The organism is Candidatus Poribacteria bacterium (assembly GCA_021295715.1).
Taxonomy (GTDB): domain Bacteria; phylum Poribacteria; class WGA-4E; order WGA-4E; family WGA-3G; genus WGA-3G.
This window is the reverse complement of the sequence record JAGWBV010000005.1, coordinates 86,858-113,301: the sequence shown is the minus strand read 5'-3', so window position 1 is coordinate 113,301 and position 26,444 is coordinate 86,858. Positions and strand designations below refer to the sequence as shown.

Genomic DNA, 26,444 nt, shown 5'->3' with positions numbered 1-26,444 from the left:
GGGTGGAAGATTGGGTGCCCATCCTTCGCTCCTTCTTCCGTCCTTCCAGCCTTTCCTCACGATATTCGCTTTCAGCGTAAGCCCTGTTAATCAAGAAATAATTCTTCACCTTTTCCGACGAAGATTCGGTAATCTTCGAGGTGCAAGTCGGCATCAGGTTCCAAAATGAGATCTAATTTTAATGACTTCTTGAGTTCCCGCAATTTATTTGACATCTTCGACTTTATATGCGAGACGACAAAGTCATTCGCGATAACCCGTAATTGGGACTGCTGCGTTTGTTTATGTGCCATCTTTATCGCACGTAGCAACTGAATGACGACGGTTTCGACAGATAGAATCGTGCCATGTCCATCACAGTAGGGACACTCCTCCATCAGTAGGGTAGAGAGGCTTGGTCGGGTGCGCTGGCGTGTCATCTCAACGAGCCCTAAATCTGAGAAATGGAGGATATTTGTGCGGGCACGGTCCTTTCGGAGTGCTTCCTGTAGCATTTTAAAGACACGTTTACGGTGCGAAACCTCTTCCATATCAATAAAATCAACGACGATAATCCCTCCCAAATCCCGTAATTGAATTTGGCGGACGACCTCCTCAACAGCCTCAAGGTTAGCACTGAGAATCGTGTTATCTGGGTCAGATTTTCCAACGAATCGACCGGTGTTGACATCAATCGAGACCATGGCTTCAGTCTGTTGGATGATAATATGTCCTCCACACTTGAGCCAAATTTTCTCGCTGAGTGCTTCCTTGAGTGCGCGTTCAACACCGTAAGCATCAAAAAGTGTTGGATCTTCCCGATAGAGCGAGACGCGAGTTTTCAGATCGGGCATGACAGAGGAGACATACTCCATCGTTTCCTGGTACCCTGCGTCTGAATCGATAAGCAGTTGCTTAACCTCTTTCGTGAGCATATCCCGGACGATCCTGTTGGTAAAACTAAGGTCTTTACTGACAAGACTGGGTGCAGATTTTTTATCTGCGCGGGTGCGGACCTGTTTCCATTGATTAATAAGATATCGGATTTCGGCTGCAAACTCGGTTTCGTTCAACCCTTCAGCGGCAGTACGAATGATAAATCCGCCTTCAACGTCGGCTTTCACTGTCTTTGCCATGTTACGAAGTCTGTCTCTCTCGGAAGCAGATTCAATACGTCGTGAGACACCAATATTCGAAGAATTGGGCATGTAGACGACATAACGTCCAGGGAGTGTGATGTTACTGGTAACCCGTGCCCCCTTTGTCCCGATAGGCTCCTTGCCAACTTGAACGAGAAGTTCCTGTCTTTTTGAAATGAGGTCACTTATGAGAAATGGGAACCCGCGTCCACCGCGTGTCTGTTTGGATTGTTTTCCCTTCAGGTCCAATACTGCGGTGTTTTTGCTCGATTTTCGGTCTCCGTTGTGTTTCCCATTATCGTCCTCATCTTCGTCAGCATGCTCATATTTGAGGTCAGAAATATGTAGAAAGGCATGCCGATCCAATCCAATGTCAACGAATGCTACTTGCATTCCGGGTAGTACGTTCTCAACGCGTCCCTTGTAGAGATTCCCCAATGTTTGCGTCGCTGCTTTCCGTTCAATGTAAATTTCATTCAGCACCCCTTCGTCAAGTACCGCACAGCGTGTTTCATACTCATCATCAGAAATAAGTATCTCCTTTTCCATCATTACCTCCTATCGTGCCCTTTTTTAAGAGGCACCTCGGTTAAATTGTCGTGTCAAAATCGGCAGCGTTGCAATAGCAGTGAGGGCTTCATAGAAGTGCGTCCTACATTCCGTCTGCGCGATGCGATGCGTGTCCGAATGGGACGCTTCAGCCAAATCAGCAAGTGTGCGGTTGCCCCCAGCGGGAGTGGTACCAAGTCAACTATAGGGAGACCCTTTTTCCGTGTCTCAATCCTTTGCTGTTTTCCGAAGGACCTGATAACTTTGACTTGATATAATAAATTATAGAGTGGTGTACTATCTATTCATCTGGGCTTGCAAGCTGCGTCTTACAGCCGCGGTGTCAACGTCACGACAGGTGTTATCAGTTCACCCATCGAGATACCGCCGTGCTGGAACCCTCCTTGAAACTGCCGTTTATACTTATAAAAATCGTTCGGATAGACGAAATAATAATCGTCTTTCGCGAGAATGTAGTCCTTGCTTGTATTTTCCGCCGGTAGTCGATACTCCTTTGGGTTTCGGAGATACACCGCCTCGCCCTCTTCGCATCCTAAATTAGAGCCGATTTTAAATCGGAGGCTGGTGGTAGTCTCACGATTACCGTAAGCGCGGGTTGCTCTGTTACAGAAGACAGAGCCGTGATCGCTGGTGAGGACTACAGTTGCGTTTTGTGCTGCAATAATGCGTAAAATATCGAAAAGTACCGAATGCGAGAACCATGAGCGCGCCAAAGCCCGAAAAGCGGATTCATCAGGTGCAAGCTGCTGTAGAACATCAGATTGTGAGCGCTGATGCGTCAAGATGTCAATGAAATTGACGACCAGTGCTGAGAGACTTACGCGCGTGGTCGCGGCGACCCGCTTTTTGTAGGTGTTGCCACCTCGGGTGTCAAAAATCTTGAAGTACTGGATTCCTGGCTTCAGCTTGACACCTCTGCGTTTCAGATGTGCTTCGAGGAGCTGGCGTTCGTAGCGATTTGTACTTGTGTCCCCATCAGATTCTTCCTGCCAGTATTCTGGATAGCGTTCGGCAATCTCTATTGGGAACAAACCGCTAAAGAGGGCATTTCGTGCGTACATTGTCGCACTCGGTAGGATTGAAAAACTATATTGACGTTCGATAGAGAAATACGGGTACAAGAGTGATTCAACTGCCAACCAATGGTCTAAGCGGAAGCAGTCAACCACAATAAAATAAACAGATTTTCCAGATTGAAGTTGAGGGATAACATGCTGATCGAGAACGTTGACCGATAAGGGCGGCGCGTCTGAACTACCTGCGACCCAATCTGGGTAATGTGTCGCGACAAAGTCAGAGAATTCGGTATTGCACTCTTTCTTCTGTGCGAGATGTGTTTCCTCTAACCCACCCTCGGCTAACTTTTCAGATACCAGATCCCATTGTAAGAGTTTCACATAGATATTGACCCAGTCTTGCCAAGTCGGTGACGCCTCCTTCATTGCGCGGATAGTATTGAAATCAGCTGTATAGCGGCTCGGAATCTGATTTACGACTATCTGCGGCTGATCAAGGACGCGTTTTAATGTTGAGACGATCTGGGCGACACCGATCGGTTTCACCAAGAAATCGGTTATCTGCTTGCCAAGAGCGACCTCAACAAATTGTTCATCGCTGGATTGGGTGACGAGAATGACTGGGATTTGTGTGTTGATGGAGCGGATTGCATCGAGCGTTGCCATTCCATCTTTACCGGGCATCACCTGGTCAAGTAGGATAGCACTGTACTGCGTATCACCGCGCGTTAAAAGCGCGATGCCGTCTTCGCCATTTGTCACGGGCGTGACCGCGTAGCCTCGGTCGCGTAGCACAAGAATATGCGGTTGCAACGCTTCTATTTCATCATCAATCCATAAGATTTGGTGTGTTTGTGACATACGTACGTTTTCAAAATCTGCTCAGGTGCGGTATACTGCCCAATTAACGAGGGTGAAAGTTTCACTTCGGCGGACTCAGGAAAAATGCACAGGTAATTACTTCGCCTACACCGTCCATTAATGCGGGTTATGCAACTGGCAGTCGAATCTCAAAAGTTGTTCCGTCAGGACTCGTTTTAATCATGCGGATGCTCCCGTGATGGTACTCACGGATGATCCGCTGCACGACAGTCAATCCGAGTCCCCATCCGTGTGCCTTGGTAGACACCCCGGGTTCAAATATCTTTCGCTGATTTTCGCGGGTGATCCCGCTTCCATTGTCGACATACTTGATAACAACAGCGCCGTGTCGTTTGTCATGCGTTGGTTCAATTTGGATCCATCCGTCCGCTTTGTCCATTGCATCCAACGAATTACGAATTAAGTTTTCAAACACCCAGTGCAGTAATTGCGCGTTTGCGAGTATAGGCGGTGTTTCATGTAGTCTCAATCGGATTTCAACGCGTCGACTAATATGCGGCAGCCGTTTTTCAAAATAAGCTCGGACATCTTCAAATACTTCATCCATATTCACTTCGGTAAGGGGTGGCTGCGTGCCGATCATACCGAAGCGCGCCGTCGTTTTCTGCAAACGCTCCAGATCATTTCTCATACTTTCGGAGAGTTCAGCAAGTGCTGCATCATTTTTCTCTTTACCTCGCTCATGTAGCAGCTCCGCCCATGCCAACAGCGACGAGATAGGTGTTCCGAGTTGATGCGCGGTCTCTTTGGCTAAGCCGCCCCAGATTGCCGAGTGTTCATAAGACTTTATCCGTTGATAGACAAGGAAACAGACAGTTCCAAATGCCAATAAGATCACCGGCGCTATGAGAGGCACTACTAACCCATAATATGACTTACTTTCATAATAAAAGTAGCCTTTGTGCCATTCGGGTGTTGTTTCAATCACCGAGGATGCTGGTGCGTTCTGAATGAAAATTTTCGCTCGTTCCTGTTCCTCCGCAGTTGCCTGATCCGCAGTAATAACATCGCCCCATATTTGCCATTTCTGAGGTGTGCCAGTGGTATCGGTCATCACAAAAGGCATATCTGCCATTTCACTGGGCGCGGCATCCCCATAGTAAATATACCCCTTTAACTGCCTGTCTTCAAGGAGCATGTGTATTTCACGAGGTAGATGTTTTTTTTTCATCCGCGCTAATGTTGACTGTAGTAAAGCGCGATCATCTTGTGTTAACGAGATTTCCTCATTTTCGTTGACATTGATATCCAAACTATCGATCTTTGCGTCTAAGAGTTGGTCAACACCTCGCGTAATTAAAACGTTTCCGTGTACATCTGTGATGATAAACGAGAATGTGCGTGATCTGTCTTCAGCGAATGACTTTTTGACGATCGCGATTAATTTCTGTTGCAACCCGCGGTTTTCCACGCCGGGGATTTCCGCTGCGAGATCCGCAAAAAGGTCTATTTGGGCTTCTATATCCGTATTCAGCCGAGAAATCTGTTGGGTATAATGAAAGAACCCAAATACCAACGCGCCCAAGCCGACGATGAAGTAAACGAGTATTAAACGGGTGGTCGTATACCCAGGGATAATTCGACGATTCAACCGCAACTTCGTATTCCTCCGCACACATCGGACGCAATCTATTTGCCTATTGATTGTCTACATACTAATTATGGTATCACTTTTGAAAGGGAATTGCAAGTCTATTTTGATTCACGCGCGTTATGTACCGATTTTTCTGGAGAGTCTGTTTCCTTTGGAGAAAGCGAAATTTACAGAAAAACGAAAACTGAATATTCCCAATAAAACCACATCTCACTTGATTTTTTTAACTAAATCGGATAGAATAGATTATGCTTTGTAATATGAGTCGCTTCTACAGTGAAATGGAATACTAATTAGAAATGGAAACACGTGATGATTAAGGCTATTACATTCGATTTTTGGCAAACCCTTTATGAAGATTCTGACAGCAACTGGCAAAAGCGTCAAGCAATACGTGTTGAGCACTGCTATGCGTATCTTGGCAGTCGTGGCTGTGCTTGCACATTGGCTGACGTGGAATTCGGACTCGAAGAGGCATACAACTTGGTCGCATCTCTATGGCATCAACATAAAGGGATCTCCGTGAAACGGTGCCTGCATCGGTTCGCTGAGGTGCTTCGCCTTCAACTTGTGGAGGAAGAGTTTGACCAGTTAATTGAATGTCTTGGCGCGGCTTTCTTGGAAGCACCGCCGATTATGATACCTCATGTTAAACCGGTCATTGCTCGGTTGAGTGAAAGTTATCCGCTTGGAATCATATCAGACTCAGCACTAACGCCCGGCAGTTTTGCTCGAAAACTGATGGCGCGTGACGGCATTTTACAATACTTTGCAGCTTTCACATTCTCCGACGAAACGGATTATACAAAACCCCAAGTGGTACAATTCCATTCAACTTTAGCACAACTGGACGCTGAACCCGCTGCAGCGGTGCACATCGGCGATATTTTCCGAACGGATATTGTCGGCGCGAAAAATGCGGGGATGAAAGCGATTCGTTTCGCAGGCTTCAATAAAGGAGAAGGAGACGACACGCTGAGTGATGCTGTTGTTGACGACTACCGGAAATTAGAGGCCGTCATCACTGAGTTGTCATCATAGGTAACGCAAGGAGAAAAAATGGCAAACGTATTGGTCTCCGGTGGCACCGGATTCATTGGCAGTCGAGTTTGCACTGCCCTCCACGAACGGGGCGATACCGTGCATGTATTATCCCGCAATCCGACACGTGCACAAACGAAATTGAAATCCGTAAGAGCGGCATACGGTTGGAGCCCTGAAACCGAAAAACTCCCTTCAGAAGCTACATCAGATGTGAAAGCAGTTGTTCACCTGGCGGGTGAAACCATCGCCGGTAGATGGAACGCCGAAAAAAAACGGCGGATACGGGATAGCCGAATCCTCTCGACACGAAATCTCGTTGAATCGTTTGCAGAGCTGCCCACAAAACCCGATGTGCTTGTCTGTGCTTCTGCAATCGGATACTACGGTAACAGTGGCGATGAACATTTTACGGAGGTGTCCGCCCCTGGGACCGACTTTCTCGCCAAAGTCTGTCAAGAATGGGAAACAGAGGCACAGAAAGCGGATGCGCTTGGAATTCGGGTGGTCATGGTCCGTATTGGGCTTGTGCTTGGGTTAGGCGGTGGGTTGCTAACACAGGTGCTTACGCCCTTTAAAATGGGAGTCGGTGGTATACTTGGCAGTGGTCGACAGTGGATGTCTTGGATTCATGTCGACGATGTAGTTGGTATCGTGATACACGCCTTAGAGAATGAAGAGATTCGGGGTCCTCTGAACGCGACTGCACCTGTCCCTGTCAGAAATGTGGAATTCACGAAGACGCTCGGCACTGTGCTACGGCGACCCACTCTGTTTCCAGTCCCAACGTTCGGCTTGCGGTTGATGATGGGCGAATTTGCGGATTTCGTTGTGTTGAGTCAGAACGTACTTCCAGAGAAAACGGAAGTCAGCGGCTATGAATTCCGTCACCGAACGCTTGAATCCGCTTTGAGAGACCTACTATAGAAGCGCAGAATCCCCACGAAATATGAAAATCCGAGACGTTCTGCTTTCTGATTACGGAAAAGCCTCAAGTATACCCTCCCCAGTTAATCAACTGATGACCGATTTTGCTGTCGGTTTTCGAGACGGACGCGACATCAACCTCGGTGTCGGATACGTCAATGAACGGACGATTCCGCATCAGCAGATTCAACACGCCTGCGAAGCAGTTCTCGCGCACCCCAAAAAATACCGCGCTTCTCTCAATTACGGCGGGGCACAAGGTTCACCGAACCTGATTGCGTCGCTCAAGAGGTTCCATATTGAGAATCGGATTGGTGGAATCACTGAACAGACCCTAAACAGTCGGGACATTGTTATCGGGGCGAACGGCGCGACGAGTTTGTTAGAGAGTATCACCCACCTACTTCCTGCTGGTATTGTGCTGACCGCGGATCCGATGTATTATATCTACTGCAATGACTTGGCGAGGAAAGGTTTCAGCGTTATCGCGATACCTGAAGATGACGAAGGACTTAATGCTGAATGTTTGCGGATGAAACTCAGGACGCTCGGCAACGAAAAACAGGCTATCCGTTTCTTCTACGTCGTAACGGTTAACAATCCGACCTGCACAATCCTATCCAATAACCGCAAGAGAGAACTCGTTGATATTGTTACTCGACTTTCATACGAAGTCGGACGAAAAATTCCCATTTTTTTCGACAACGCCTATCGCGACCTCACACATGATAGCACCGTTGAACCTTTGGCGTCTGCACTCTGTTACGATACACTCGGCATTGTCTATGAAATTGGCACATTGTCAAAGATCCTCGCCCCTGGGTTACGCATCGGTTATCTCATCGGTCCGAAAGGTCCATTTCTCGACAGTGTTATCCAACGCACAAGCGACATCGGTTTCAGTGCCCCGTTAATCAATCAAGAAATTGCGAGTTACTTGCTCGACCACGGTATAGAAGCACAAATCCAAAAGGTTAATAACGGGTATCACCAGAAGGCAAAACAGGTCAAAGCGTGGATAGCAGAATTACTGGGGGATAATGTTCAGGAGTGCCGGGGTGGGAGTGCTGGATTCTACTACTACTTAACGCTGGCGAATGTCACAACAGATACGACCTCAGATTTTTTCAAGTTTTTGACGCGAACAACTGGACAGGAAAAGGTCGATGGACCACCGAGTTCTCAACATCCGAAAGTGATTTACATTCCCGGTGAACATTGTGTTCATCCAGATGGCGAGATGATCGAGGTCGGGAAACGACAGTTCCGTATATCCTACGGATTTGAGGAACTTCCTCAGATTCACGAGGCGTTGAAACACATGAAATCCGCGATAGCCTATAGCCGTCAAGTACCCCCCGCTAACTCCAACAAGCCTGTTGTAATAACGGGTTTCTCGTTTCACAGAGGATGGTATCCCAGACCTCTCCACGAAGGGCGCAAGTTTCCGCCCTGTGTAAAATGTTCAGAGCCGCGTTGTGGTCGCGGTCGAGTTTCAACCCACAGAACTGACAATGGAACACACGCTCAGACAACTTCAGTTTAATAGGCGATTTCTGACAGCATTGCGAACAGGTTTGACTCGTATGGTGGGGTGGCACTTGATGGAAATGCTTACCATCGCGCTTTGCGACCCAACTGCACCACTCAAAGAACAGACCCCAAGACGCGTCAGAGATCGACTTCGCAAGGTGTCTGTTCTTGACCATATTGCTCGGTTTGAGTTTCTCGGCAACAACGGCATCGAAATCTTTGTGGTGAAAAAGTTTATACGCTGTTTTCGCGAGAAAGTCAAGGCGTTGACACGCAACAATATCTGCCTGCTTCGCCAATGCGTCCTTTGCCTTATACCAGCGTTTACTCCGGTATCGCTTACGCGAAAGGTCGCGATGCAAGCGTATCAACTTCTGCTCCGCTTGGCGATAAAAGCGCGGGTTCTCCTCTTTTTCACCCTCAGAAGTAGTCAGAAAGTTGTCTGTCCCAACGTCTACACCACAAGCAGACTTTGGAACACATTTCAGCGTCTCCGGCACTTCACAAACGATAAAGACATACCAACCGCGTGCCGTCTTTTTCAACGTGACCTCTTTCGGGTCTCCGATGAGCCGACGGTGTTGGCGGATCTTGACTTCACCGAGTTGCGGGACTTTCAACATGTTGTGTCTTTTGCCTGTTTCACGGATGGGATTCTGACGGACACGTTCACCCGTCTTGAGTTTGTATTTTCGCAAGTTCCACGTCAGCGAACGGACAGAACGCTTATATCGCGGATACCCCTTTTTCTCCGCACCTTCGCGACACCGGCGTTGGAAATGCTCATACGCAGCGTTGACACGTTTGATCGTAGACACCTGCAGGTCCTGGGAGTGATCGGAATAGTGCGACGTCGCAGCACGGAGGTCTTTCAGATGGTGGATCTGGTCATACATCGACACAGATTTGCGACCATACTCCCACATCTGCGAACGCATTTGGAGCATATAGTTCTGCAACTGCTTTTGGTGACGCAACTCCGAAAAAAGCCAACGTTCCTCTGTTTTCGTCGGATACGCACGGTATTTAAACGTTTGTTTCATGGTCTGTCACACATCACACTTTTAACCCCTAACGAGTGGGTAGGCAGACACGTAATCTTGCGATTACGCTCGTTATGTCTGCCTGTGTGATACATCTATTAAACCATATTTTACTAAAAATGTCAAGGGTTTTTTTCAAAAAAAACGCCTTGGTCTCACACACGAGGGCGGATTTTCCTCCCCCCACTAAAGTAGGGGGTTTCCAATCCGTAATTTTTGATGAAAATCCGTAAAAGTTCCTTAATACAAAATAGGCGAGGCACAGAGACCTCGCCCTACAACAAAATCCCTCGGATTACCAACGTACCTCACAAAATTCCTCGTAATCAATCAATTCATGGATAGTGGGATTTTCACCACACATCGGACAATCACTATTTTGGCGGAGTTTTAGCCTGTTGAACTCCATCGATAACGCGTCGAAAAGCAGAAGGTGCCCGATGAGCGGTTCACCGATATCCAGCAGGACTTTAAGTGCTTCAACGGCTTGAATTGTGCCGATAATGCCGGGTAACACACCCAAGACACCTGCTTCTTGGCAACTCGGTGCCATCCCTGGGGGGGGCGGTTCGGAAAAGATACATCGATAACACGGTCCTTTACCCGGATAAAGGACGGTGACCTGTCCTTCAAACTGGGAAATGCTACCGTGCACAATCGGTTTACCAAGCATAACAGACGCATCGTTGAGAAGATAACGGGTCGGAAAGTTGTCGCACCCATCTACAATCAGGTCATACTGCTCTAATATCCCAAAAGCGTTTTCCGAATTGATACGTTCGTTGTGGGGAATGACCTTGACATCTGGGTTCATCTCTGCGATAGTGGCTTCTGCGGATTTCGTCTTCGGAACGCCGATATCGCTGATGCCGTGCAAGATTTGACGTTGCAAATTACTGAGATCGACAACATCGTCGTCAATGATGCCGAGCGTGCCGACCCCTGCCGCTGCGAGGTACATTCCAATAGGGGAGCCGAGTCCGCCTGCCCCGATGAGTAGCACTTTCGATTCAAGCAACCGCGTCTGCCCCATTCCACCGACCTCTTTGAGAATAATATGTCGGCTGTAGCGTTCAATTTGTTCGTTGCTGAAGTTAAACATCTTAGACTCCCAAGTTAGAGAGGAGTTCTGAAATCGGTTTATCCGAGTTCGCTGAGATTCGCAAAGCAAACCGTTCGCGGGCATCTTCGGAGGTGCGTTCCACCGTGAAATCGTCACCGCCATACATCTGTTGCAGGACAGGTGTTAGGTCTGCCTGAACGGATGCCGCTGTTTCCGATGTATTCGGTGCGACATGTCGGTTGTTTATCATAAACAGAAGCTTTGCACCATTGAAATGCACAGCGTTTTCTAACTCTGCGGCTGCCTCAAGTTGTTCGCATTTGGAAAGCACCTCTGCGAGTGCTTGGCGAATCCTGTCAGCATTGTCACCTTCGACTGCATGTTTCCGATTGTAGAGGAAACCGTCCTCATGGTAAGCGTTGTCAATACTGTAGTTGGCTTGCTTCAAAATCAACAGTACCCCTGGTCCTGCATCAACGTGCGAATAGTCAGCGTAGTTCAAATAATCTTCTGAATCCGCTTCCTCCATCCAACGATTGAAGACCTTGATGAAGTTCGTATAGTTGATTTTGCTATCTTCGGTTGCAAAAACCTTAATGTTAATTTGTTGTAGATCCATTCTGCTAAAAAGTTTCCTATAAACATAACGCCCTAATGGGCTTTTCTTGTGAGAGCAGGCTTCACCCGCGATATTTTAGTCCCATCGTTTTAGAATTACCAGCACAGTATTCCTGCTGGATCTGTAACTGCTGGATCCAGTACAATTCGCTGCTTTTATTATACCGCAATTTGGTGGGAAAGTCAATTTATTGTAACGAGGTAGGGCTTTCCGCTACATGTGCCGTTTGTCCAGCATCGGTTTCAAGATTAGAGCTTCCGTATTCTAAAGGCTTAATTGAAAGTTGACAGCCGAGTACCTTCAGAACAATTCCAAGAGCATCAATTAGAGGTGTATCCTCGTTGGATAGGAACTTCGAAAGAAGTTTCGGGTCCATATCAACCCGTTTAGCAACTTTGGAAATTCCACCTTGTGCTTCAACAATAGTATCAAGAGCATCCTTGACTACAGCAGCCCCCCCGTAGATGTAATAGTCGTCAAGAATCGCCTGGAGGTAGCCAATCGCCTTCTCCCTATCAGCAAGACGTTCGATGAGGTACTCGCGCAAGGTTCGCATTTTTCTCATAAGTGTGCCCCCTTGTATTCTAACCAATAAGTTTTTGCCCGCTCAATATCACGCGTCTGTGATGATTTATCACCAGCACACAGCAGAAGGATGATCCTGTTACCTACTTCACTGAAATAGATACGGTAACCTGACCCAAATTGAAAGCGCAATTCAAAAACACCACCACCAACAGATCTATAATCGCCAAAATTACCGGACTCAAGGCGTTCAAGGCGTGCCAAAATCCGATCTTGTACACTTTGATCTTGAATCGACACCAACCATTCGGAGAAGGGTTCCTGCCCGTCGGAGGCACGGTAGAATTCTACCTGTCGTGGATATACATCACGCATTATTGACTAATTCATTTCTATAGGACAACTTTTGATAAACCTTCGGTTTTATCCAGCGTAAATTTAGAAAAAATTAGGGCGTTTGCCTGCTCACACCCATTTTGGGCGTGAGCGGCAATCGCCTGTGTGAAATTCGGTTCTGAAGAACCACAATCTTGGATTTTACTCACCCTTCCGGACGGTAAGGCGGTAGTGCTTTCCGACCTTCTTGGTGTCAACAATCTCATGTCCATCGTTGGTGAGGCTCTTCGGCACGTTCTCAATCGGTTCGCCATCGTCGATGGTGACTTCGAGAAGTTGACCGAGATCCATCGTTTCCAACCGAATCTTTGCTTGGACATAGTTGAACGGGCATGCGACACCTTTGAGATCGAGGCTATCCACGATTTCCTCAACGGGCTTCGCTTTTCTGACAACCCTTGGTTTCCGCGCCGGTCGTGAGCGACGCTTTTTACGACGGCTCTCTTCCTCTTCCTCCTGCTTGATGCGCATGCGTCCATAGACGTTATGCGATTCTTCAACGAAGAGTGTCGCTTCTTCAACGCGACGGTGTGCCAATTCGTGGTCAAACGTAGAAGCATCTTCCTCTGTCGCCTTGAAGATATGCGCACCGTAACCGGGGAAGAAGTTACCGGGTTCAAAGAAATGCGTACGGAATTCGTTGACGGTGGTCGCGTCGTCAATATATTGCAAACCTACCGTTGTCTGAAGTCCGTCTGCGGCTCTGATCATTGCATCAAAAGCCAACGCCGCGGAATCCTGATATTCACCCTTTTCCAAGTTCAAACCAGATTCATAGATGAGCCGATCTGCTTCTTCCAACTTCATAGAGACGAGCGCGACGACTTCTCCTGCACATTCACCGACACCTGTCTTGAGTTGGTAATCTTTCGTGTCGCCAGTATCCACATAGAATTCTGGTGCTTCCTCATAAGATGGAATCTTATCGTACTTGGACAAGATCTGCTTGATCTCCGCCTTACCGAGTCGTGCAACGTAATCCGTGAAGGATTCTTCCTCATTTCGTTCCGCGGTGTACTTACCCGTCAACTCTTCAATGAACGCCGGAATATATTTGCCGTGGATTTTTCCATTGGCAAGTCCGTAAGAACTGGCGTTTTCGACCATGTGTCCACCGAGTAGGACCTGATAGTAAGGAGCAATATGCTCACCCATCCGGCGCGAGGAACCGAAGAAGCCAATATTCGCGACATGATGCTGCCCACATGAGTTGGGGCATCCGCTAATCTTAATCCGAAAGTCTTTGATTTCATTCTGCACACCGGTTTCAATGAAATAGTTTCGCAGGTGCGCTGCCAGACCCCGTGAAGAAGAAACACCGAGTTTGCAGGAATCAGTACCCGGGCAAGCGGTAATATCCACCATAGATTCTGCCCCCGGGTCGCCGAGACCGATCACCTTCAGTTCGCGATAGAGCGCGGGGAGATCCGTCATCGTCACCCAACGGAGAACGATGTTCTGCTCGACTGTGGCACGGATGGTGTCTTTCACGTATTTACGCGAAATATCTGCCAAAGCACGCGTCTGATCTGCGGTAATATCCCCAAGAGGTAACGTAATCGTCACAAAAGCGTAGCCGGGTTGACTCTGTAACCGCACATTGGATTGATACCACTCTTCAAACCCTTCAGGTTTTGAAGCACCATTGAGCTGCGTCGGTGCCTTCAGCGGACTTTCATTGTAAGCGTCGAGATTGTCCAGATACGCTGTCCATTCCGGATCGTGGCGTAGCGTAGCCCGATCTTCAAGTACCTGTCTACGGAATTCTTCAATGCCGTATTTGGCAATGACAAACTTTAAACGCGCCTTATTCCGATTTCTACGTTCACCTAAACGGGTGAACACTCTGCAAATTGATTGTGAAATCGGCAAGAGTTCTTCTGCGGAAACGAAATCATCAAATATTTTCGCCTGATGCGGCACTGCGCCGAGTCCGCCACCGACATAAAGTTTAAAACCGCGCTTGACTTCACCGTCCACCTCTTTAACGGCGGCAACCGCACCGATGTCGTGCATGTTTGCCAAACCGCAAGCGTGTTCTTCACATCCGGAAAACGCGATTTTGAACTTACGACCAAAATCTTGGGCATCCGGGTGCCCTAAAAGAAATGCAGACAACGCCTTAGAATAGGGTGTTATGTCAAATGTCTCATCTTGGCACACACCGCTGAGAGGGCATGCGGTGACGTTTCGCACGACATTACCGCACGCTTCTTTGGTGGTAATGTCAACGCTTGCGAGACGGCGCATTAATTCCGGTGTATTGTTGATGTCCACATAGTGGTATTGTACATCTTGACGGGTGGTGATGTGGATGATGTTATCCGAAAATTCTTCGGCAACATCCGCCAGCATTTCGAGTTGTGTCGCTGTAAGCCCGCCGAATGGGATTTTGACACGGATCATTTGCGACCGGTCATCACGCTGTCCGTAAACCCCGTGACGGAGTCTAAATTCGGTAAACAGTGTTTCTTCAACTTGGCCCTCTTGGACCCGACCAAGTTGAATCTCATAAATTTCAATTTCGCGGGCAACATCTGGTGGAATCGCCGATGTATCATAGGGACCCGCGTATTCAATAGCCATGCTATACTCCTTAATTAACCTCGGATTCTTAGTATGCGTTGATTAATGTCCGATGGTTTTCTATTTAGCCGAAGGTTGCGTGCCGATTTGCATGGTATCCAGCCATTAGAAATCCTTTAAATTGTATAGTATACCGTAAACTTCAATAAAAATCAAGGACAATCTTCTGTTTTACGTTTCTGGTGCGTCGCCCCAATCTGGAACCGGGAGCAATTCTCCGTCCCGTAGTGCAGATTCATGTGCGACAAATCCCGGTGCGCAATACCGAACCGCCTCCCAGACGTTGACGCGTGGTAAGCGTTGGCGATTGACAGAATCCACGAATTCGTGTACAAGATAGGCGTGTGAACCCCCATGTCCGCCGAGATCCGCGGTGAGTGCTTCTGGGAGATCTTCGTGTGATCTTGAAGGCTCAACGATTTCCCGCCCGTGTTTGTCTGCCCAAACGCTCCCTGCGAGACTTTGCTCGTAACTGCCATCTGTCCCATAAATACCACTGATGCGTTCAGATCCGGGATGTCCGACCCTCCGGAACTCACAGATTTGCGTTGTCGCGCCGTTACTCATCGTGAAAAGCCCGACTTCATTGGAGAAGGGATTTTTGTGAATGGTGTCCGTCCGAAACCAATCGTCGTTTGGATAGATATACCCTTGTGCGGAGACCGATGTCGCGTGCGCCTTCATCACGGAAATCGGGAAACAGGTTGAGTGGGTAGGATAATACATCGGGATACCGCCCATCTTATCGCGCCCCCACTGCGCGCCCCACCGATTTTTCGCGACATCGTAGAGTCCGTGGCTCATGTCATGAAAATACTCGGCGCGGCAATGAACAAACTCCCCGAACGCACCCTCCGCCGCTTTCTGGCGACAGAAGGCGGTTTCTGGGCGGAAATAACTCGTCTCCCCGTTCATGTAGATCATTCCGGTCCGCTCAACGGTTCTGATAAGAGCCTCACATTCATCCAAGGATGCCGCGGCAGGGACAGCGGTGTAGACGTGTTTTCCTGATTCCATCGCTTGAATCGCTTGCGGTGCGTGTATCCAATGCTGTGTGATAATCACGAGGGCATCTAAATCCGATTTGCAGATGTCGTCAAGGCTTGCGTAGGTTTCAGAAATTTCAAACTGCTTTGCCCATTTCGTCAACCGATCTTCGCGTAAATCGCAGAGCGCGAGACGATGCACATCTGGATGCGACTTATACGATTCGATAAACGCCGGTCCGAACATCCCTAAGCCTACCATCCCGACACTGATACTCATCTGTGTTCCTCCTTCGCGTGATTGTGTGTTCCTACGGAGATTGAGGTGCATTGATTCTCTTATGAGAAAATAGCACGTAAGGGAATTGCTGTCAAGTGTATTTCAAAGATATTTGTTGACAAAACCGTGAACAGCCTTATAATAGATGTAAGGTCCCTGTAGGATGTCACGAGCAAACGCAAATTTAAACTGCACGTCTCCCCTATAGGCGAAATCAAACTTCATCTTTGGAAGGAATTAATAACAAATGGCATTAAAAGTTGGCGTCGTCGGCATGAGTGGGATTGGCAATAACCATGCGAATTGCCACGCGAATGACGACTTGGCGGAACTCGTTGCGGTGTGTGACATTGTGAAAGAGCGTGCGGACAACGCAGCGGAACGTCTCGGTGTAAAGGCATACTACAGCTTAGCTGATATGATTGATGGCGAACCCGACTTGGACATCGTCGATGTCGGCACCGGTGGAAACGAGAACGGGAGTTGGCACTACGAACCAACAATGGAGGCTCTTGATAACGGAAAACATGTGCTTGTTGAGAAACCGATCTCTAACGATATCGGACAGGCACGAGAGATGGTAGCAAAAGCTACGGAAGAGGACCTCTATCTCGGTTGTAATCTGAATCACTATTTTACGCCGCCTGCGGAGCAAGCAAAGAAATATATTGACGATGGACACATCGGAGAGATGGTTTACTGTCTTCACAAAATGGGATTCGCTGGCGGTGAGTTCGGCTATAGTCACTCGAAAGCCCCTCGATCAGATGGATTTCCCTATTTTCATGTGAAAGCCTTCCTATCGCACCCGTTCAGTGTGATGCGTCATTTCTGCGGCGATGTGACGCATGTTCAAGCCTTTATGGATCGTCCGCATTTTAGACGGGGTGCCGGAGATGTGATGGTCTCCATCAACAGCATACACCTCCGGTTTGAGAATGGATGTATCGGCTACCTATTGAGCCAACGGGGTGATGCTACATTCGGTCTCGGGGGTTGGTGGAGTGTCGAACTCGCAGGTACACGTGGCACCTTCTGCATTGAAAACTGCATCGAGAAGGTAACCTATTGGCCCTCCCCTGGTGCCCCTGATTTCTCCGGTGATCCCATTGTCACGGAGTCCGGCATCAGCGACTTTGGTCAGACTTTTCCCTTAAGGATCCACGCCTTTTTAGAGGACATCACGAACGACGTGCCGAAAGAGCAGTTACGCGCCTCCGGCAGAGATGCGCTCGCGGCACTCGAGTATACTTGGGCGGCGATGGAGTCTTACGAACAGGGCGGTATTTTGGTGCGTCCACAGCCACTTCCGACACTGAACGGATAATTATTGTAGATCGGACGGCACTATATCTGTCCGTATAGTAAGGAGTATTACACTTGAAATTAGGAGCAAATTCGGTACTGTTCGGTGGTTACGATATGGAAACCGCCTTTAAGCATATCGCCATGGCTGGTTATGACGGCATTGAACTCTCAGCGATTGACGGGATGAGCCAGCATCTCGTGCTTGCGAACTGGCAAGCACTCGCTGCCGACATCAAACGGTTCGCGAAAGAGTACGCACTCGACCTGTTGGCGATGGAACAACCCTCACGCGATCCAGAACGAATGGAACTCGCATTCCAAGCAGCAGCTGAGATCGGTGTCCCGATTATCAACTGCGGTCCCGGCGGCACGTCGGACGATGAATCTGCCTGGCCCGAAGTTGTTGATTCATTGGGCAGTCTCTCTGAACGTGCGGAACACTACGGTGTAACGCTCTGCGTCAAGGCACACGTGGGCGCAAGCATCTATAACACACCGACAACGCTCCGCATCATGGAAGCGATTTCGTCACCGGCGTTTGGAATCGATATGGATCCGTCTCATATCCATCGTGCGGACGAAAATCCTGTAGAGGCGATCGCTGCCGTTATCTCGCGCGTGAAACATGTCCATATTCGAGATTGCAAAGGCACACAGCGCGGTCCCGGTGATCCCGAATTGCAGGCAAACGGACGTGGGGACGTTGATCTCGTTGGCTACATTCGCGTTCTACATGAGAATGGTTATACCGGTCCGCTGAACCTTGAAGTCATCGGTGCGAAAGAATACAGTTTAGCACAGTGTTGCACAATTGCAGCAGAATCGCGTGGACACATGCAGGCGTGTTTGCAAGCGTGTGGTGCGCGTTAATCTGATGAATTGAGTAGGCGGGTTAACAATCTGCCTACTTATGGAAACGCCTTACGCCATTTAAAGTAGACGGGAGGAGAAGTGTGATGAAAGATAAGAAACTGTTGACTGTGCTTCTGGTATGCCTCGTTTGCTTTGGCTGTGGATCAGAAAAAACATCGGAGAAAGTCATCGACTACAACAGGCGTGGGTTGGCAAATGCAAAGCGCGGTGAATACAAAGCGTCAATTGAGATGTATAGTGCTGCTATTCTCCTGGATCCCGATTACGCAGAAGCCTACAACAATCGGGGAGTGGCAAAGAAAAGGCTCGGCAGATTCGAGGCAGCAATTGCCGATTATGACACCGCCATACGCTTGGACCCCAGTTTAGGGACACCTTACAACAATCGTGGGATCATAAGGAAAAGTCTCGGTGATTACGAGGCAGCAATTACCGATTATGACACCGCCATACGCCTGAGACCGGATTACGTGAATGCCTATTACAACCGCGGGGTCGCAAAGGCACAACTCGATCAATACGATGCTGCGATCACGGACTATGATGCCGCGATTCAGTTCAACCCTGAGCATACCAAAGCCTACTTTCGTCGAGGATTGGCAAAAAGATCTCTCAACAAAACCGCGGAGGCGAAACAGGATTTTCAAACCGCCTTAGAACTCGCAACACAAGCGGGTAATGTAAAACTGAAAGGCAATATTGAAAACTTGCTACTCCAATTTAAATAGTGCCTTCGGAGCGATAATGAGAACCGAATTGTCTGGCTACTGAAGTTGGATTTCCGATAAGGGGATCCCGCTGTTAAACATTTGCACCGGTGGAATCGGATCTTCCACTTCTGCCAATCCACATAACCAGTTCCATGTCAATTCACCCTTGCGTCGATCGCGGTAAGATTCCACTTCTGTCACGTAGGGATGTCTCCCTTGATGTTGGTAAGACGGAATTTCATCGGAATCTCGCGCCCAATCCCGTTTGGGCATGGCAGTACGGTAGTAGGAAAATTTAATCATTCCGCGTCTATCAGCATTGAGTTTTGGACCTGCCTTATGCCAGATGCCGTAGCGTGTCATTGCGACGGTGCCCGCGGGGACGGTGAGGGAGAGTTGTCCAAGGATGTCCCCGTAATGTGCGATCGCTTCCCTATCCACAAGCCGATGGTGGGAACCGGGCAATATCATCGTCGGTCCATCTTCGATTTTCACCGCTTTCGGATAATAGTAGCATTGAAGATGTGTGATACCGTATCCGTATTCGGTAAGCCCATCGGAATGCCACGTTTGCCCGCGGTGTGGTGCTTCAAAGAGATGATGATGTGCGCTCGTCGGCACAAGGAAATTCTTACCTAACAGCGAACGGACGACACCCGCGACAGCCGGGTGTAGCAGGACGTTCCGGCGAAATTCATCTGTAAGAACGAAATCGCTGAGATGCCCACCGTGTACAGCATCACACGCCTTATTGAAATCTGGATCAATGACACTCTCCAAAGTGATATAGCCGTTATGGATAAACCGCATGACTTGATGGTCATTGAGTGTCGGTTCAACGTTAATCATCGTGCTCCTCCTTTACACAAATTTTTCTAAAATAAACTCATACGTAAGATAGGCATTGTCAACATCCGTAAAGTTGTAAAGTTCAGGACGTGGAAATTGGACGATCCGCCACCCATCGCTAACCGCGTCAAGGACGGATGCATAGGGGACATCCTGCGAGGGGAGTACTGGTTCATCGGAGGCAGTTGGGTCGTATAATGCCCACCCACCAAGCGGTGAGCGTAAGTTCGTTGATTTAGAATAAAGATACAGGATGAGTTGCTTCTCAGAATCCAAGGTGGCAGTTATATCGCGTAGGTCAGTTTCGGTCAACTCGCCTGCCTTAAGTTTTTCAATACAATTGTCGAGCCATTCTTTTATCGCTGGTTTCACACGAATTTCTCCCTTCGTTACGGTTATAATGATTGTAGCACAAAAATGGAAAATATGATATAATAGTTGGTAGTTTGTAGAATTATAATGAAAAGGATTTATTATGAGATTGGAAGGAAAAGTTGCAATTGTCGCAGGTGCTGCGTGGGGTGGTATCGGGGCAGCAACTGCTTACAGGTTTGCTTGCGAGGGTGCGAAAGTGGTTGTTAACACGCGCCGCCGCAAGGAAAAACTGGATGAAACTGTCCACCGTATTCAAGATGCCGGTGGAGAAGCAATCGCCGTCATGGGCGATGTCGCTGACGAAACGACTTGGCAAACACTTGTCGAAACCGCCTTGTTGAAATATGGGAAAATAACAACCCTTGTCCATAACGCTGCACACTCCTACACCAAAAAAGCGATTGAATTTTCACTTGAAGAATGGAATGAAAGTCTTGGCGTGACGCTCGGCGGCCCGTGGCTCGGCGCGAAGTATTGCATTCCTGAAATGATCCGTAATGGTGGCGGGGCTTTGGTCTTCATCTCCACAGTTAACGCTACCATTACAAATCCAGGGTTCGGGCTTTACGGTGCTGGAAAGGGCGGTTTGAATGCTTTAACGCGAAGTATTGCACTTGATTACGGCAGGGAAGGTATCCGGGCAAATGCTATCGCACCTGGACAGATCGTTGGCGAAAGAGGTGAAGTCTCTCTCGCTGAGGACGCTCTCGAAGAACAAGCCTCTCGCGATTGTTATCCGATTGGTCGCTACGGAAAACCCGAAGACATTGCCAATGCTGCACTTTTCTTGGCATCTGATGAGGCGGATTTTGTTACTGGAATCGTCTTGACTGCCGATGGGGGTTTGACGCTTCAGTCTCCAGAGGCACTCGTGCGCCCATCCTTCCGTCTTCGCTGGAGAGATGATATTCTTCTCCCGCAATCCAAAAAGGATGTATAGGACAAATCCTCGCTTTTAGGGGCAGATACCCGTGTTTGCTCTGTTTCAGGAGAATTAAAAAATGTGTGGACGATTTACCTTCGCAAGCGATGCAGAAGCGTTGAATCAAACTTTCTTCAACTTTGCGATGCCAATGGACTTGTCCCCGCGCTACAATATCTCGCCGACACAAGATGTGGCTGTTATTGCAAACACGCCGACTGATACGGCGGAGCGTCCAGAAACTGGACAAGTGGAATTCTTTCATTGGGGACTTATTCCGTCTTGGGCGAAAGATCCGAAGATCGGAAATCGGATGATTAATGCACGCTCAGAAACCCTCTCAGAAAAACCCTCTTTCCGAAATGCTTACAAACGCAGGCGATGTCTCATTTTAGCGGACGGCTACTACGAATGGAAACAGATTCCTGGTGATAGAAGCAAACAACCCGTCTACATCCGCCTTAAATCGCAGAAGCCGTTTGCACTCGCAGGACTATGGGAGGTATGGCAGGCGGATGGGATGGATGAACCGCTCCACTCCTGCACTATTATTACGTGTCCACCGAATACGCTGTTGGAGGAAATTCATCATAGAATGCCTGTAATTCTACCACAAGACGCTTATGCGGAGTGGCTTGCCCCGAACCAAAAATCGGCAGACACCCTCCAACCGCTCCTTGTACCCTACCCTGATGAAGGGATGGAAGCATACACGGTATCAAGGTTTGTCAACCGTCCTACGAACGATTCACCGGAATGTATCGCGCCCTATTTTTAATTTTACCTTGCGGTTCAGTTAGGTGCGTTTAGATAAGGCAGGACGTTCCCGCACACCAAGGAACGCCCAAGCAAAAACTCCTCCATTTCATTATGGGCTACAGACGCTCGAAAAAAAGAAGGAAAGGAATTATGTCAAAACCGAGTAAAGATCAGATGCTTTACATGTATCGTAAGATGTTAGAAATTCGTCAATTTGAAGAAGCCGCTGGAACGCTTTATCAGAGCGGTCAACTCCCGGGTTTCTTACACCTTTATATCGGCGAAGAAGCCACAGCAGTAGGGGTGTGTGCCCATCTGCAAGATGCTGATTACATCACGAGTACACATCGTGGTCACGGTCATCTCATAGCGAAAGGCGGCAAACGCGATCGGATGATGGCGGAGTTGTTCGCGCGTACAACCGGTTATTGTAAAGGCAAGGGAGGTTCGATGCATATCGCCGATAAAGAGACCGGTATTCTGGGTGCCAACGGTGTTGTTGGGGCTGGAATTCCGCTCGCGGCGGGTGCGGGGCTGTCTGCTAAACTCCGTGGGACACAGCAAGTCGCAGTATCATTCTTTGGTGATGGCGCGACGAACCAAGGCGTGTTCCATGAAACGCTCAACCTCGCCGCCGTATGGGAATTACCTGTCATCTTTGTGTGCGAAAACAATCGATTCGGGATGGGAACGCCGCAACGAGAGCATCAACGGGTAGTAGATATTGCGGCTGTCCGTGCTCCTGCTTACGATATGCCGGGTATCACTGTCGATGGGAACGATGTCCTTAAGGTTTACGCTGCAGCGGACGAAGCCGTCATACGCGCACGTGAAGGCGGTGGACCGACGCTCCTCAACTGCGATACGTACAGATTCCGCGGGCATCACATCGGTGATCCGGGGACATCCTACCGCGACCGTGAGGAAGTGCAAGAGCAAGAACGGCAACGCGATCCCATTCGGAGACTCGCTGCGGTCCTCATCGAAGAAGAGGGGATGAGCCAAGATGATCTCTCAGCACTTGAGACCGAACTCGCAAACGAACTTGAGGCGGCACTTGAGTTCGCCAAGAATAGTCCAGAACCTCTTCCAGAAGACGCTTTGAACGATCTGTATGCCGGTTCTATTCAGCCGTGATACAATAGAGACTCTAATTAGGTTCACATTCGCAACTTCGCCTAATCTCAAAACGGACAGATGGTAGGAGGTTCTAAACATGCGTAGCGCACCTACGACAAGAGAGATGTCTCCATCAGAACTGGCGGAATGCAGAGAAAACCTCAAGCGCCAATGGGAAAATCGTCAAGTTGACGAAGAACTGCTTCAACGCGCATGGGAGACAGCGCGTCGTCTCGCCACTGTCCTTTATCGAGACTTTGGTGCGACGAAAGTTGCCGTCTTCGGCTCCGTCACTGAACCGAAACGGTTCACCCAAAACTCAGATATTGATATGGTTGTTTGGGGGGTCTCATATAACAAATGCCTGGACGCGCTCTGGGAGACAAAAGGCTTGGATCCTGAGTTTAAAATAGATATTATCAATTTTAAATCCATTAACAGTTTATTCCGTGAGCGGGTTCTAAGCCAAGCTATCCCTATTGATAAAGCAGGAACGGACATTCTCACATTGATGAACACATCGGGTACAGAAAATGGAGAAACTTACACAGTGAATCGCGACGAACTTATTCAACGTATCTCTGATGAACGCACAAAAATAGAACGAACTGTCCGAGGCATCGCGAATGCCTTACAAGATATTGAAATCATTGCAGCTAACCACAAAAAATATGTAGAAAAAACAATTGCTTCTGATCTCGCTGAAGTTTACAGCGGCATTGAGAGAATTTTCGAGCGAATTGCCCATGAGATAGATATGAAAATTCCGAGAGGGAGTCGCTGGCATAATGATCTACTTGAACAAATGGCAGAACGACGACCAGAGCGCCCTCCTGTGATTTCCGAGAAAACCTTGCCGAGATTAAAAGAACTTTTAGATTTCCGACACAAAGTTAATAACATTTATGGCGACGAGTTGATTTACGAAAAAGCCGAGGAACAGGCAAAACCGATTGGGGAACTATTTGCAACCGTTTCTGAAGAGTTAGATACATTCATCGCTTTTCTAACCGAAATCCCGTGAATCAGATGAGAAACGATGAACGCCCGAAATCGCACGGTGTCACGTGGAAGTCCGTTGCCATTACGCTCGTGCTGATTCCGTTTAATTTTTATTGGATCATTGCGGGTGAAGTCGGGCTTGTCGGTTATGCGCTGAATACCTACGCTGTGCCGTTTTACAATGTCGTCTTCGTCGTGTTTGCGTTCACGCTTCTCAATCTTTCGGTCCGTCGCCGCTTATTCACCGATGCGGAGCTTCTCACGATATACATCCTGCTCAGCACGGCTTGCGCTTTCCCCTCCATTACGCTGATGACGATTCTCGTCACGACTGTCGGACACGCCTTCTATTTCGCAACCCCCGAAAACGAATGGAAACAACTCTTCTATGATTACCTTCCGCGATGGCTTCTTGTCGACGATTCAAAGGCACTGACGGGTTACTATACAGGAGAATCAAGTCTCTCTATTGTAGATATAATTGGTGTATGGATAGTGCCAATCTTATCTTGGGCAGGTTTCATGACAGTCCTTGTCCTCGTGATGTTGTGCATCAATGTCGTCCTGCGGAAGCAGTGGGTGGAACGCGAACGACTCGCCTATCCGATCACACAGATCGCTTTTCACGTCACCCATAACACGAAATCGCTGTTTTCGCACCGCATCACATGGCTTGGATTCGGAATTGCGGCATCTATAGCGATACTCAACGGTTTTAGTTTTCTGTATCCGACGCTTCCTACCTTACCAATCAAGCGGATCGGCGGCTGGCAGGGGTTTGGACACCTGTTCACAGAAAAACCGTGGAACGCTATCGGTGGCATCAGTATGTCTTATTATCCCTTCGTTATCGGACTTGGGTTGCTGATGCCGCTCGATCTATCCTTCTCCAGTTGGTTTTTCTTTATTTTCTACAAGGCACAATTAGTTTTGACCAGTGCCGTTGGCTTGTCCAGTCTACCGGGATTTCCCTATATTGACAGACAATGCTTCGGTGCTGCCATCGGGATTTTCATTTCTGTCGTAGTTCTGAACTTGCGGCACTTTCGCGGTGTCTTCCGTATCGCACGTCACCGCACAGGTGAGGATGCTGACGAACCGATTTCCTACAGGTTAGCACTCTGGGGTATCGTTGTCGGACTCGCAATACTCTTTATTTCCTCCAAGCGTATCGGTATGTCCCTCTGGTTGATTCCGCTGTTTTTTGCAATCTATTTTATCATCGTCTTGGTGCTCACGCGGATGCGAGCAGAGCAGGGATTTCCCGTGCATGCGATGGAGCACATGCCGAATCATCATATCCTTGTCGACGGTTTCGGGACACGGCTACTTGGCACAAATAACCTCGTTGCGTTGACGCTCTACCGCTGGTTTAATCGAAGCTACACGAGCAATCCGATGCCGCATCAGTTAGAGGGTTTCAAACTCTCGGAACGCTCTGGAATCGCACCGAGGCGGTTGTTCTTCGCGTTGTTAGGGGTTTCAGGGTTCGCTGCCGTGATGGTGTTCGGCATCATCCTCTATATCTTCTATACCTATGGTGCTTTGAATATGGGTGGTGGCAGCGGTTGGTCAACCGGTTTCGGTGGACGTGTCTTTAATGGACTCCAGCGTTGGATCTATTACCCCACCGAACCAAATTTCTATGCCACTGGTGGTATCGTGTTTGGATTACTCTTTTCGACGCTCTTGATGTTTATGCGAGCGCGTTTCTTCTGGTGGCCCTTCCACCCGATCGGGTTCGTCGTCTCCAGTGATTGGGGCATGCGATACTTGTGGAGTTGTATGTTAGTGAGTTCGATTATCAAATGGGCGGTATTGAAGATCAGTGGTCCGCGAGCATCACAGCAGTTGGTAATGTTCGCGATTGGCTTGATGTTAGGGGATTTCACCGTGGGTGGTATCTGGAGTCTCGTCAGCGTAGTGACGCAACAGCCGATGTATAATTTCTGGCCTTAAGGAGCAGCATTGACTTCGACATCAATAATTACGGACTCATCACCATGACTGGGACAGATATTCTTTCCGGCGCGGTATCACTGTTCTGTGCCATCGTATCAAGTCGATCCAGCGTCGCAGCGGCATAATACCGCTGACCGCATTCTTGGCAAACACCTACCGGGACATCCTTAATAATTACCAGTTTGCCTTCATACCAGTGATCTACAGTGACTTTTTTCTCACGAATTTCGCCACTGCAATATTCACATTCAGATGCTTTCATAATTGTGTATCCTCTGTTGCATAAACTGTTGTCAAGTACCCAAGTCTAAAGACTTGGGCTTGTTAAGAGGTTAACCCCAACAAGCCTGTTGTAATAACGGGTTTCTCGTTTCAGTGAGGATGGT

23 protein-coding genes are annotated in these 26,444 nt (G+C 48.5%); 10 read left to right on the top strand and 13 right to left on the bottom strand.

Annotation, left to right across the window (positions count from 1 at the left end; all coding sequences use genetic code 11):
- Positions 1-86: 86 nt before the first annotated feature.
- The 3 genes from J4G07_03065 to J4G07_03055 all read right to left on the bottom strand — a co-directional run bounded on the left by J4G07_03065 (position 87) and on the right by J4G07_03055 (position 5,177).
- On the bottom strand, positions 87-1,670 hold the full coding sequence (locus tag J4G07_03065) for an Rne/Rng family ribonuclease (GenBank protein MCE2412962.1): 1,584 nt from the start codon (positions 1,668-1,670) through the stop codon (positions 87-89).
- Positions 1,671-1,996: 326 nt separating this feature from the next.
- The gene (locus J4G07_03060; GenBank protein ID MCE2412961.1) at positions 1,997-3,565 is read right to left on the bottom strand and encodes a PglZ domain-containing protein; all 1,569 of its coding nucleotides are present in this window, start codon (positions 3,563-3,565) and stop codon (positions 1,997-1,999) included.
- Positions 3,566-3,692: 127 nt separating this feature from the next.
- Entirely contained in the window at positions 3,693-5,177 is a 1,485-nt protein-coding gene (locus J4G07_03055) for a HAMP domain-containing histidine kinase (GenBank protein ID MCE2412960.1), read from the bottom strand.
- 315 nt (positions 5,178-5,492) lie between these two features.
- Here J4G07_03055 and J4G07_03050 point away from each other — a divergent pair, with 315 nt between their 5' ends.
- Together J4G07_03050 and J4G07_03045 are read left to right on the top strand one after the other, a co-directional pair.
- Entirely contained in the window at positions 5,493-6,221 is a 729-nt protein-coding gene (locus J4G07_03050) for an HAD family hydrolase (protein MCE2412959.1), read from the top strand.
- An 18-nt stretch (positions 6,222-6,239) separates the two neighbouring features.
- Positions 6,240-7,148, top strand: a complete 909-nt coding sequence (locus tag J4G07_03045) for a TIGR01777 family oxidoreductase (protein MCE2412958.1) — start codon at positions 6,240-6,242, stop codon at positions 7,146-7,148.
- 1,361 nt (positions 7,149-8,509) lie between these two features.
- Here J4G07_03045 and J4G07_03040 read toward each other — a convergent pair.
- From J4G07_03040 to J4G07_03010, 7 genes are all read right to left on the bottom strand, one after another.
- Positions 8,510-9,724, bottom strand: coding sequence for a transposase (locus J4G07_03040; protein MCE2412957.1), 1,215 nt, complete (start codon positions 9,722-9,724; stop codon positions 8,510-8,512).
- Positions 9,725-10,019: 295 nt separating this feature from the next.
- Complete coding sequence (moeB, locus tag J4G07_03035; GenBank protein MCE2412956.1) at positions 10,020-10,826, bottom strand: molybdopterin-synthase adenylyltransferase MoeB; 807 nt, start codon at positions 10,824-10,826, stop codon at positions 10,020-10,022.
- A 1-nt stretch (position 10,827) separates the two neighbouring features.
- Positions 10,828-11,406, bottom strand: a complete 579-nt coding sequence (locus J4G07_03030; protein ID MCE2412955.1) for a hypothetical protein — start codon at positions 11,404-11,406, stop codon at positions 10,828-10,830.
- A 187-nt stretch (positions 11,407-11,593) separates the two neighbouring features.
- Positions 11,594-11,971 carry a hypothetical protein gene (locus J4G07_03025; GenBank protein ID MCE2412954.1) on the bottom strand — a complete coding sequence of 126 codons (378 nt, stop codon included), beginning with the start codon at positions 11,969-11,971 and terminating at the stop codon, positions 11,594-11,596.
- Entirely contained in the window at positions 11,968-12,306 is a 339-nt protein-coding gene (locus J4G07_03020) for a type II toxin-antitoxin system RelE/ParE family toxin (protein MCE2412953.1), read from the bottom strand. The genes J4G07_03025 and J4G07_03020 overlap by 4 nt, the downstream gene beginning before the upstream one ends.
- Before the next feature lie 162 nt (positions 12,307-12,468).
- Positions 12,469-14,913 carry a sulfurtransferase TusA family protein gene (locus J4G07_03015; GenBank protein ID MCE2412952.1) on the bottom strand — a complete coding sequence of 815 codons (2,445 nt, stop codon included), beginning with the start codon at positions 14,911-14,913 and terminating at the stop codon, positions 12,469-12,471.
- A 171-nt stretch (positions 14,914-15,084) separates the two neighbouring features.
- Complete coding sequence (locus J4G07_03010) at positions 15,085-16,179, bottom strand: Gfo/Idh/MocA family oxidoreductase (GenBank protein ID MCE2412951.1); 1,095 nt, start codon at positions 16,177-16,179, stop codon at positions 15,085-15,087.
- 247 nt (positions 16,180-16,426) lie between these two features.
- Between J4G07_03010 and J4G07_03005 the strand changes: the two genes are divergently transcribed.
- From J4G07_03005 to J4G07_02995, 3 genes are all read left to right on the top strand, one after another.
- Complete coding sequence (locus J4G07_03005) at positions 16,427-17,506, top strand: Gfo/Idh/MocA family oxidoreductase (protein ID MCE2412950.1); 1,080 nt, start codon at positions 16,427-16,429, stop codon at positions 17,504-17,506.
- A gap of 53 nt (positions 17,507-17,559) precedes the next feature.
- A complete protein-coding gene (locus tag J4G07_03000; protein ID MCE2412949.1) occupies positions 17,560-18,357 on the top strand; it encodes a sugar phosphate isomerase/epimerase in 798 nt (265 codons plus the stop codon).
- 86 nt (positions 18,358-18,443) lie between these two features.
- The gene (locus J4G07_02995; protein ID MCE2412948.1) at positions 18,444-19,088 is read left to right on the top strand and encodes a tetratricopeptide repeat protein; all 645 of its coding nucleotides are present in this window, start codon (positions 18,444-18,446) and stop codon (positions 19,086-19,088) included.
- A 36-nt stretch (positions 19,089-19,124) separates the two neighbouring features.
- Here J4G07_02995 and J4G07_02990 read toward each other — a convergent pair whose 3' ends face one another.
- Positions 19,125-19,919 (bottom strand): phytanoyl-CoA dioxygenase family protein, encoded by a 795-nt coding sequence (locus J4G07_02990; protein MCE2412947.1) that lies wholly within the window; start codon positions 19,917-19,919, stop codon positions 19,125-19,127.
- Between the two features lie 12 nt (positions 19,920-19,931).
- Positions 19,932-20,291 (bottom strand): hypothetical protein, encoded by a 360-nt coding sequence (locus tag J4G07_02985; GenBank protein MCE2412946.1) that lies wholly within the window; start codon positions 20,289-20,291, stop codon positions 19,932-19,934.
- 103 nt (positions 20,292-20,394) lie between these two features.
- On the opposite strand from J4G07_02985, the gene J4G07_02980 reads away from it, so the two are divergent.
- The 5 genes from J4G07_02980 (at position 20,395) to J4G07_02960 (ending at position 26,055) form a co-directional block, all read left to right on the top strand.
- Entirely contained in the window at positions 20,395-21,234 is an 840-nt protein-coding gene (locus J4G07_02980; GenBank protein ID MCE2412945.1) for an SDR family oxidoreductase, read from the top strand.
- Positions 21,235-21,295: 61 nt separating this feature from the next.
- Positions 21,296-21,994 carry an SOS response-associated peptidase gene (locus J4G07_02975; protein ID MCE2412944.1) on the top strand — a complete coding sequence of 233 codons (699 nt, stop codon included), beginning with the start codon at positions 21,296-21,298 and terminating at the stop codon, positions 21,992-21,994.
- Between the two features lie 131 nt (positions 21,995-22,125).
- Positions 22,126-23,112: a thiamine pyrophosphate-dependent dehydrogenase E1 component subunit alpha gene (locus tag J4G07_02970; GenBank protein ID MCE2412943.1), complete on the top strand. Its 987-nt coding sequence runs from the start codon at positions 22,126-22,128 to the stop codon at positions 23,110-23,112.
- A 79-nt stretch (positions 23,113-23,191) separates the two neighbouring features.
- The gene (locus tag J4G07_02965) at positions 23,192-24,118 is read left to right on the top strand and encodes a hypothetical protein (GenBank protein MCE2412942.1); all 927 of its coding nucleotides are present in this window, start codon (positions 23,192-23,194) and stop codon (positions 24,116-24,118) included.
- A gap of 5 nt (positions 24,119-24,123) precedes the next feature.
- Entirely contained in the window at positions 24,124-26,055 is a 1,932-nt protein-coding gene (locus J4G07_02960) for a hypothetical protein (GenBank protein MCE2412941.1), read from the top strand.
- Between the two features lie 28 nt (positions 26,056-26,083).
- On the opposite strand, the gene J4G07_02955 is transcribed toward J4G07_02960, so the two are convergent.
- Entirely contained in the window at positions 26,084-26,320 is a 237-nt protein-coding gene (locus J4G07_02955; GenBank protein ID MCE2412940.1) for a type II toxin-antitoxin system MqsA family antitoxin, read from the bottom strand.
- Positions 26,321-26,444 lie beyond the last annotated feature (124 nt).